Raw genomic sequence first — 9,220 nt, 5'->3', positions numbered from 1 at the left:
TTAGAGAGATGGACGGTGAGCCAGAGCTAGCAGAAGCCTGGCAGCGTTACCATTTGATTCGTTCGGTTATGCGTAATGATGAAGTTGCTGAGCCAAAATTAGATATCAGTTCGCAAGTTATGGCTGCACTTGATGCCGAGCCAGCATTCCAAGTTGAGAGTGAAACTCAATCTCAACAGCGTAGCGATCAGGACACAAGCAGGTTTCAGTTTTGGAAACCTCTTGCCAGTATGGCGGCTGCGGCTTCAGTTACGGCAATGGTGATTCTTGGTGTTCAGAATGTTGAGCAGGGTAATCAAACTATCGTAGATAATCGTCCCGCGTATACATTACCAGCGAATTCTGTATCAGGTGATATTGTTCGTGCGCAATTTGGTAATCGCAATATGATTGTCGAAAATGGCCAGGAGCCAGAGATTATTCGTCTATCACAGGGGATAGAGCGTTATATTGATCAGCATGAGCATATGCTTTCTGAAAAGCAGTCTAACTGGCAGGCTTCGTGGCTTCCTGAAGGCTTTAGAGGGATGAAGCGTGAAGTAATGGCTCATGCTGAGGTTCAGGTATTTAGCAACGGCAGGAACTCATTCACGGTTTGCGTTGAAGATTATGGTCGCCAGACTGTTCCTGAAGGTGTTGCTCAGTCCGGAGAAATGGTTGCTGTTGGTAAACGGATCGGTGATCAGTTTGTCACAGTCGTCGGTGATGTACCTTTAATGATTGCAGAACGTATAGCTTCTTCTGTTGAGCGTCGATGATTGAAGAACAAGGTAAAGTTGTAGAGATTGATGCAACTGGTGTATGGGTTGAAACTGTACGCCAGAGTGCATGTGCTAGTTGTGCGGCCAGGAATGGCTGTGGTCAAAAGTTATTAGCAAGTGCAGGTCAGGGGAAGCGTTTTATTTTTCGGGTTAATAATCCCGACGATATTATTGTCCATGAGAATGATGATGTGCTTCTAGGGATCGAGGAGGGGGCTTTCCTCAGGGCAACTTTGTTCATGTACCTGATTCCTCTGCTAGCTTTGTTTGTTGGTGCTGTCATTGGTAACTACCTCTTTGTTAACGAAATTGCCACGATTGTATTTTCATTTCTGGCGCTGACGCTTAGTTTTGTTTTTGTTCGTTATGGTAGTCAGCCACTCTTTCGTTCTTATCGATACCAGCCCGTATTAATGAAAGTTATTTAATTCGAAGTAAGGTAGAAATAGGTGATTGTTTTATGAGAACTATTACAAAGCTGATTTTTACTTGTTTAGTCATGGTGGTCTTGCCAGTTAATGCAGCGGGACTTCCAGATTTCAAGTCTTTGGTAAAAGAATCCTCTCCAGCTGTGGTCAATATTAGTACTGTTCAAAAGTCTAATTCCACAAGGGGGATGAATCCATTTTCAGGTCCAAATGGCGAAGAGATCCCAGAGATCTTTCGACATTTCTTTCGTATGCCTGAGGGCGGCCAAGGGGAGCGGCCAAAACGCCGTACCCCGCAGTCTCTGGGCTCAGGTTTCATTATTTCTGAAGACGGCTATTTGCTGACCAATCACCATGTTATTGCTGATGCAGATAAAGTCATTGTGCGCTTATCCGATCGCAGGGAACTTGAGGCTGAGGTTATTGGTTCTGATGAGCGGTCTGATGTTGCGTTATTAAAAATAGATGCGGAAGACCTTCCGACGGTTAAAGTAGGTAAATCAGCAAAGTTAGAAGTTGGTGAATGGGTCCTGGCAATAGGTTCTCCATTTGGCTTCGACCACAGTGTTACTGCCGGAATTGTAAGCGCTAAAGAGCGTGCCCTTGCCAACGAAACCTACGTGCCATTTATTCAAACCGATGTAGCTATCAATCCTGGCAACTCGGGGGGGCCGCTGTTTAACCTCGATGGTGAGGTGATTGGCATCAACTCGCAAATTTATACACGTTCTGGTGGATTTATGGGATTGTCTTTTGCGATTCCTATTGATGTGGCTATGAATGTGGCAGATCAACTGAAAAGTCACGGGTTTGTTACACGTGGGTGGTTAGGTGTCATCATTCAGGAAGTTAACCGTGACCTTGCTGAATCCTTCGGCTTAGAAAAGCCTGCAGGTGCATTAGTTGCTAAAGTTCTGCCTGATAGCCCGGCGTTAAGTGGAGGTCTTCAGGAGGGCGATATTATCTTACGATTTGAAGGTCGAGAGGTTATTCGTTCCTCAGATTTACCGCATTTCGTTGGTCGTGTGAAACCAGGCAAAAAGGCAAAAGTTGATATAGTACGAGGCGGTAAAAGCAAAACTTTGAGGGTCGAAATAGGCACTTTGCCTGGCAAAGAGGCGTTGGCAAAAGCCGATTACGGTCAGCCACAGGAATCTCGAGAAAACTCTTTGGAAATTCAGGTCTCGGAACTTGATCAAAAGCGAAAAGAGAAATGGCAGGTTAGTGCTGGAGTAGTGGTTAAGCGAGTGATGCAAGGTCCAGGCGCGGAAGCCGGTTTAATGGTTGGTGATGTTATTACCATGTTAAACGGTGAACAAATTGATTCTGTCACGCAGTTCAATGCTGTTGTTGCGGATCTGCCTATCGGGAAATCTGTCCCAATGCGTATTGTTCGACGTGGTAGCCCGATGTTTATCCCATTAAAGATAAGTAACTGATTGCAAACAGCAAGTGATAGGGGGCATATGCCCCCTTTTTCATAGCCCGAATCAACCAAATACTGTAAACTTGCGCCTTTTAAGCGACATATAAAGCGGTATCCAGCACGTGAGCAATCTAGAACATATCCGTAATTTTTCCATCATCGCCCATATCGACCATGGCAAGTCTACTCTGGCAGATCGTTTCATTCAGATGTGCGGTGGTTTGAGTGATCGAGAAATGGAAGCTCAGGTACTGGATTCAATGGATCTGGAGCGTGAACGCGGGATTACGATCAAGGCGCAGAGTGTAACACTTAACTATACCGCCAAAGATGGGAATACCTACCAATTGAACTTTATCGACACGCCAGGGCATGTCGACTTTTCATATGAAGTATCTCGCTCACTTGCTGCCTGCGAAGGCGCTTTGTTGATTGTTGATGCTGCTCAAGGTGTTGAAGCTCAGTCAGTAGCTAACTGCTACACCGCGATTGAACAGGGCCTCGAGGTCGTTCCAATCCTTAATAAGATGGATCTACCTCAAGCAGAACCAGAACGAGTTCGTGTGGAAATTGAAGAGGTCATCGGAATCGATGCCACTGACGCTGTTCCATGCTCTGCAAAAAGTGGAATGGGTGTCGAAGATGTGCTTGAACAGCTGGTAAAGGATATCCCGCCACCTGAAGGTGATGTAGATGCACCGCTGCAAGCTCTGATTATTGATTCATGGTTTGATAACTATCTTGGTGTTGTTTCCCTGGTACGTGTTAATCAGGGAACCCTGCGTAAAAAAGATAAAATTCTGGTTAAGTCTACAGGCCAGAACTATCAGGTCGATTCTGTAGGTATCTTTACGCCAAAACAGACAGAAACGGGTGTTCTGCATGCAGGTGAAGTAGGTTTTATCGTTGCTGGCGTTAAAGATATTCATGGTGCTCCAGTCGGTGATACGTTAACCCATCTTAAAACGCCTGATGTAGATAGCCTGCCGGGTTTCCAAAAAGTGCAGCCTCAGGTTTACTCCGGCTTATTCCCAACCAGTTCTGATGATTATCAGGATTTTCGTGAAGCACTGGATAAATTAACTCTGAATGATGCATCGTTGTTCTTCGAACCGGAAACATCTGATGCCCTTGGGTTTGGTTTCCGTTGTGGCTTCCTGGGAATGCTGCACATGGAAATTATCCAGGAGCGTTTAGAACGCGAATATAATCTGGATCTGATTACGACAGCGCCAACAGTAATCTATGAATTAGAGATGAACAACGGCGATGTAATTCACATAGATAGCCCATCGAAGTTGCCTGACCCGGGTTCCATTAATGAGATGCGTGAGCCTATTGTTGAGGCAAATATTCTGGTACCTCAGGATTATCTGGGACAAGTCATCGGTCTGTGTGTCGAGAAACGTGGTATTCAAAAACAAATGAATTACGTAGGTAATCAGGTACAGGTTACTTATGAACTGCCGATGGCTGAAGTAGTACTGGATTTTTTTGATCGACTGAAATCGGTGAGCCGTGGTTACGCATCCCTGGAATACAACTTTGTGCGCTTTGAGCCTGCGAAGCTTGTTCGTATGGATATTCTGATTAATGGCGATAAGGTGGATGCGTTAGCGGTGATTCTACACCGTGATAATGCGCAATTCCGTGGCCGACAGCTTTGTGAAAAAATGAAAGAGGTCATTCCTCGTCAGATGTTCGATGTTGCGATTCAAGCGGCACTTGGCGGTAAGGTTATCGCTCGTACAACCGTAAAAGCATTGCGTAAGAATGTAACTGCGAAATGTTACGGTGGCGATGTCAGCCGTAAAAAGAAACTGTTGCAGAAGCAGAAAGAGGGTAAGAAACGTATGAAGCAAGTAGGTAGTGTAGAGATACCTCAGGATGCGTTCCTTGCCGTGTTAAAAGTTGATAGTTAATCAGAGTAAGGCGCTGTAGATGGATTTTGATTTTGCTATTGTTCTGGTAGCACTCACGTTTGTTGCTGGTCTTGTTTGGTTTTATGACCGAATTTCGCTGAAGCCTGTTAGAGAAGCGAAACTCCGTGATGCTCAGAGTAAAGTTGATGGTGCGTTGCCAGACACGGCTATAGTAGAAATTAATCGTGTATCGAGCTGGGTTGATACTGGAAGATCTATGTTTCCGGTGTTGTTGATCGTGTTAGTTTTACGATCTTTTCTGGTTGAGCCGTTCCAGATACCTTCAGGCTCAATGTTACCTACGTTAAAAATTGGCGACTTTATCTTAGTGAATAAGTTTCACTATGGCTTTCGTTTACCTGTTCTAAATACCAAGGTTATTCCGATGAATGACCCGCAGCGTGGTGATGTTGTGGTATTTAAATATCCTAAACAGCCAAGTGTTAACTATATTAAAAGGGTAGTGGGTATACCGGGTGATGTTATTCGCTACCAGAATAAAATCCTTTATATCAATGGTGTGCCCCAAGCTCAGGAATTATTGGCTCAGTTGCCTCCTAATCGTCCCCAGCGTTTAGTGATGCAGGAAAACCTGGATGGAGCGGCTCATCAAATCTATAAAGATTTGAACAGACCGTCGCAGAACATGCAGTGGACGGTTCCTGAAGGCGAGTACTTTATGGTGGGTGATAACCGCGATAACAGTAACGATAGCCGTTACTGGGGCTTTGTACCTGATGAATTGATTGTTGGTAAAGCGTTTGCTGTATGGATGCATTGGCCAACATTCTTAAGTGTGCCATCTTTTGGCGAAGTGCGTGTGATTGAATGAGGGAGTACTCAATGAAATCTCGTAAGCAGCAGGCAGGTGCTTCATTTTTCTCTATTTTAATTGTCCTGATTGTGGCTGGTTTCCTATTCTCAATAGCATTTAAGCTATATCCGGCTTATACCGATAATCTGACGGTTGAGTCTGTGATAGAGGATATGGTCTCTGACCGTGAACAGCTAAAAGCTGGGCCCGGTGGTCTGAAATCTAGCTTTATCAAGAAAATGCGGATAAATCAGGTCAAATTACCGCATAAAGATTCATTAGTGATTACTCGTAAGGAAGGCGTCATCCGCTTTATCGTAGATTATGAAGTCCGTATCCCGATGTTTTACAACGTTGATGCGGTTGTTGTGTTCAAAAAAGAATATGAAGCAATAGCACCTTGATAAAACCAGTTAATGAATTAGCGCGTCGAATTGGCCATGATTTTAGTGATCTGTCCCTTTTCGAATTGGCGCTTACGCATCGTAGTTGCGGAAAAAAAAATAATGAGCGTCTTGAGTTTCTAGGCGACTCTATCCTTAATTTTGTTATTGCTGACGATCTTTATGCTCGCTTTCCTAAGGCAAAAGAAGGCGAATTAAGCCGTCTTCGGGCCCGAATGGTGAAAGGTGTCACTTTATCTGAGGTTGCTAGAGAATTAGGTTTAGGCGATTACCTTCGTTTAGGTAGTGGCGAGTTAAAAAGTGGTGGCTTTCGTCGCGATTCTATCCTCGCAGATGCAGTTGAAGCCATTATTGGTGCGATCTATCTCGATTCTGATATGGATACGGCCAGGGCCTATATTCTTAAGTGGTTCGAACAGCGCTTAAGTACACTTGATCTGAATGAAAGCCTTAAAGATTCAAAGACAAGGTTGCAGGAGTTTTTACAATCGCGTCGATTGGCCCTGCCTGAATATGAATTAACTAATGTTGAAGGAGAAGCGCACGCGCAGACCTTCTATATTGACTGCCGTGTTTCGGGGTTAAATAACCCGGCGAAAGGAACCGGTAGTAGTAGACGTCAGGCTGAACAAGAAGCAGCTAAGAACGCACTGACTGCTTTGCAGGTGGAGAAATAATTATGGCTGAAGATTTAATGCACCTGCTGGAACCGCAAAATCCAGATCAGCGTTGTGGTTTTGTTGCTATTGTTGGGCGTCCAAATGTCGGTAAGTCTACGCTCATGAACCATATTCTTGGGCAGAAACTTAGTATCACTTCCAAGAAACCGCAGACGACCCGTCATCAGATTATGGGAATCAAAACCGAAGGCGATTTACAGATTGTCTACGTAGATACGCCTGGTCTGCATAAAGATGACGGAAAAAAAGCATTAAACCGTTATATGAATAAAGCGGCTTCCGACGCTTTGCGCGATGTAGATTTGATTGTTTTCATCGTCGATCGTACTGCCTGGACTGAAGAAGACCAGATGGTGTTGGATAAAGTGAAACATGCCCGATGCCCAGTTATTCTTGCAGTCAATAAAGTAGATCAGCTTAAGGATAAGGCTTCCCTACTCCCTCAGATGCAGTCGCATTCTGAGCGTATGGAGTTTGCTGAGATGATTCCATTATCTGCGAAACAGGGACATAACGTTGAGCAACTTGAGGAATTGATCGCTAGTTATATGCCAAAGGGTATGCATCATTTCCCTGATGATCAGTTGACAGACAAGAGCTCTCGCTTCATGGCTGCAGAGATGGTTCGTGAGAAGCTCATGCGCAATCTGGGTGATGAAGTACCCTATGGTACAACGGTTGAGATTGAAGAGTTCAAATATGCCGAGAATGGCGTTCTGCATATTAGCGCGCTTATTCTGGTTGAGCGGGATGGTCAGAAGCGTATCGTTATCGGAGACAAAGGCGATCGTATAAAAACAATCGGACGTGATGCTCGTCTTGATATGCAGCGTATGTTTGATAGTAAGGTAATGCTTAATTTGTGGGTTAAAGTGCGCCGTGGTTGGGCTGATGATGAGCGTGCTCTTCGTAGCCTGGGTTATAACGATAACTAAGCAATCATATGGCTGTAACTGATCAGCAAGCCGGTTATGTCCTCCATGGCCGGCCCTACCGGGATACTAGTCTTCTCGTCGATTTCTTCACTCTTGAACATGGAAAAGTTTCTGCTGTTGTTCAAGGTGCTCGCCGGCCCAATTCAAAGCTTCGTGCGTCAGTTCAACCCTTTGTCCCGGTCCAGCTTTCCTGGCGTGGACGAAATGATCTGAAAACCGTAACTCAGGCGGAGCCTGCTGCCGCAATGCTTTTTTTGAAAGGAGATGCATTGCTTTGCGGGTTATACCTAAATGAGCTGTTAGAACGGTTGTTACTCCCTTTTGATCCTCATCCGAAACTCTACGTATATTATCAATACGCGCTAAACGAACTAGTCGCAGGCGATGACGTTGAAGGCGCACTAAGAACATTTGAGCATAGATTGCTTGATGAGCTAGGGCACCTTCCTGAGCTAACAGGTAAAGATCAGAACCGTATTTATCGTATTGATATGGATGAAGGCTTTTCCATAATCGAACAGATCAATGAAGCGGATAAGCGCCGTTATTTTTATGGGTGGCAACTATCGGCAATAGCCGCAGATGATTATACTGACGTACAGGTAAAGCGCGCAGCGAAACGACTTATGAGGCTATTGATTGACCATATTCTGGGTCATAAGCCATTGCGTAGTCGTGAACTTTTTCAAAGATTGTAAGGAGTTAAGAGTGATAGAACCGTCACGTTTACTATTGGGTGTTAACATTGATCATGTGGCAACTATCAGACAAGCTCGTGGTACCCGCTATCCTGATACTGTTCAGGCTGCGGCGCTGGCTGAAGAGGCAGGTGCTGATGGCATAACGATTCATTTGCGTGAAGATCGTCGTCACATTCAGGATCGTGATGTGTATTTGTTAAAAGAAACATTACAAACGCGCATGAATTTTGAAATGGCAGTTACCGACGAAATGATTGCCATTGCTGAAGACGTAAAGCCTGCTCACTGTTGCCTTGTACCAGAGAAGAGAGAAGAGCTAACCACAGAGGGTGGCTTGGATGTAGCTGGGCAGGAAGCACGAATTCAAGAAGCCTGTAACCGCCTGTCAAATGCAGGGATTGAAGTTTCTCTGTTTATCGATCCTGATTTTCAGCAAATTGATGCCACAATTCGTTGTGGTGCTCCAGTGATCGAGTTACACACGGGAGCTTATGCTGAAGCCGAAAGCGCTGAAGAGCAGAAGGCGGAATTAACACGTATACGTGAAGCGGCTGCCTACGCTTATCAGAAAGGCCTGATAGTCAATGCTGGGCATGGTCTTCATTATCATAATGTTGAGCAGATTGCCGAAATTCCAGAAATGAATGAACTAAATATTGGTCATGGAATCATTGCAAGAGCATTGTTTGTTGGGTTGAAAGAAGCGGTTTCAGAAATGAAGCAGCAGATGATGCTTGCTCAGTCCCGTGTACAGGCTAAACGTGACGCATTAAGTGAATGATTAAAGGCATTGGCACCGATATATTGCAGATTAGCCGGATGGCTACATCATTGCAGCGAACGCCTCGTTTAGCTGAGCGTATCCTCACATCTGCAGAGCTTGCCCTGTTTGAAAAAACAACAGATCGAGCGCGCTTTCTTGCTAAACGCTTCTCTGCCAAAGAGGCGATAGTGAAGGCGCTGGGTACCGGAATCGGGCGAGGCGTCGGTTGGCAACATATTGAGATAGCTAAAGAGGCGAGTGGTAAACCGGAAGTAAAGCTCAACTCCGGGGCTTTGGAAAAAGCCGAAGCACTAGGTATTGCTTCCATTCACTTAAGCTACAGTGATGAGAAAGAGTATGTTGTTGCATTTGCGGTTGCTCAGTAA

The 9,220-nt window shown here is 45.0% G+C and carries 11 protein-coding genes; all 11 read left to right on the top strand.

What is annotated here, in order from left to right; translation table 11 throughout:
• Positions 1–758 (top strand): MucB/RseB C-terminal domain-containing protein (locus MED92_RS18690; RefSeq protein WP_007022254.1); only part of this gene is annotated, 758 nt, incomplete at its 5' end.
• Positions 755–1,189 carry a SoxR reducing system RseC family protein gene (locus MED92_RS14170; RefSeq protein WP_007022253.1) on the top strand — a complete coding sequence of 145 codons (435 nt, stop codon included), beginning with the start codon at positions 755–757 and terminating at the stop codon, positions 1,187–1,189. The genes MED92_RS18690 and MED92_RS14170, both read left to right, overlap by 4 nt.
• 32 nt (positions 1,190–1,221) lie before the next feature.
• A complete protein-coding gene (locus MED92_RS14165; protein ID WP_007022252.1) occupies positions 1,222–2,628 on the top strand; it encodes a DegQ family serine endoprotease in 1,407 nt (468 codons plus the stop codon).
• Positions 2,629–2,737: 109 nt separating this feature from the next.
• Positions 2,738–4,537, top strand: coding sequence for a translation elongation factor 4 (lepA, locus tag MED92_RS14160; protein ID WP_007022251.1), 1,800 nt, complete (start codon positions 2,738–2,740; stop codon positions 4,535–4,537).
• Positions 4,538–4,556: 19 nt separating this feature from the next.
• Positions 4,557–5,369, top strand: a complete 813-nt coding sequence (lepB, locus tag MED92_RS14155) for a signal peptidase I (RefSeq protein ID WP_007022250.1) — start codon at positions 4,557–4,559, stop codon at positions 5,367–5,369.
• 11 nt (positions 5,370–5,380) lie between these two features.
• Positions 5,381–5,755 carry a DUF4845 domain-containing protein gene (locus MED92_RS14150; protein ID WP_007022249.1) on the top strand — a complete coding sequence of 125 codons (375 nt, stop codon included), beginning with the start codon at positions 5,381–5,383 and terminating at the stop codon, positions 5,753–5,755.
• On the top strand, positions 5,752–6,432 hold the full coding sequence (gene rnc, locus MED92_RS14145) for a ribonuclease III (protein ID WP_007022248.1): 681 nt from the start codon (positions 5,752–5,754) through the stop codon (positions 6,430–6,432). The genes MED92_RS14150 and rnc overlap by 4 nt, the downstream gene beginning before the upstream one ends.
• A gap of 2 nt (positions 6,433–6,434) precedes the next feature.
• A complete protein-coding gene (gene era / locus MED92_RS14140; RefSeq protein ID WP_007022247.1) occupies positions 6,435–7,370 on the top strand; it encodes a GTPase Era in 936 nt (311 codons plus the stop codon).
• 8 nt (positions 7,371–7,378) lie between these two features.
• Positions 7,379–8,068, top strand: a complete 690-nt coding sequence (gene recO / locus MED92_RS14135) for a DNA repair protein RecO (RefSeq protein ID WP_007022246.1) — start codon at positions 7,379–7,381, stop codon at positions 8,066–8,068.
• Positions 8,069–8,081: 13 nt separating this feature from the next.
• Positions 8,082–8,852 (top strand): pyridoxine 5'-phosphate synthase, encoded by a 771-nt coding sequence (gene pdxJ / locus MED92_RS14130; protein WP_202899590.1) that lies wholly within the window; start codon positions 8,082–8,084, stop codon positions 8,850–8,852.
• The gene (acpS, locus tag MED92_RS14125; RefSeq protein WP_007022244.1) at positions 8,849–9,220 is read left to right on the top strand and encodes a holo-ACP synthase; all 372 of its coding nucleotides are present in this window, start codon (positions 8,849–8,851) and stop codon (positions 9,218–9,220) included. The genes pdxJ and acpS overlap by 4 nt, the downstream gene beginning before the upstream one ends.

The organism is Neptuniibacter caesariensis (assembly GCF_000153345.1).
Taxonomy (GTDB): Bacteria; Pseudomonadota; Gammaproteobacteria; order Pseudomonadales; family Balneatricaceae; genus Neptuniibacter; species Neptuniibacter caesariensis.
The sequence above is the reverse complement of the archived record's forward strand: the minus strand, read 5'-3'. Positions and strand labels throughout refer to the sequence as shown.

Bases quoted from the DNA above. Each gene is read 5' to 3' on its own strand.
- MED92_RS14170 (WP_007022253.1), top strand. From the start codon at position 755: ATGATTGAAGAACAAGGTAAAGTTGTAGAGATTGATGCAACTGGTGTA.
- MED92_RS14165 (WP_007022252.1), top strand. From the start codon at position 1,222: ATGAGAACTATTACAAAGCTGATTTTTACTTGTTTAGTCATGGTGGTC.
- lepB (WP_007022250.1), top strand. From the start codon at position 4,557: ATGGATTTTGATTTTGCTATTGTTCTGGTAGCACTCACGTTTGTTGCT.
- MED92_RS14150 (WP_007022249.1), top strand. From the start codon at position 5,381: ATGAAATCTCGTAAGCAGCAGGCAGGTGCTTCATTTTTCTCTATTTTA.
- era (WP_007022247.1), top strand. From the start codon at position 6,435: ATGGCTGAAGATTTAATGCACCTGCTGGAACCGCAAAATCCAGATCAG.
- recO (WP_007022246.1), top strand. From the start codon at position 7,379: ATGGCTGTAACTGATCAGCAAGCCGGTTATGTCCTCCATGGCCGGCCC.
- acpS (WP_007022244.1), top strand. From the start codon at position 8,849: ATGATTAAAGGCATTGGCACCGATATATTGCAGATTAGCCGGATGGCT.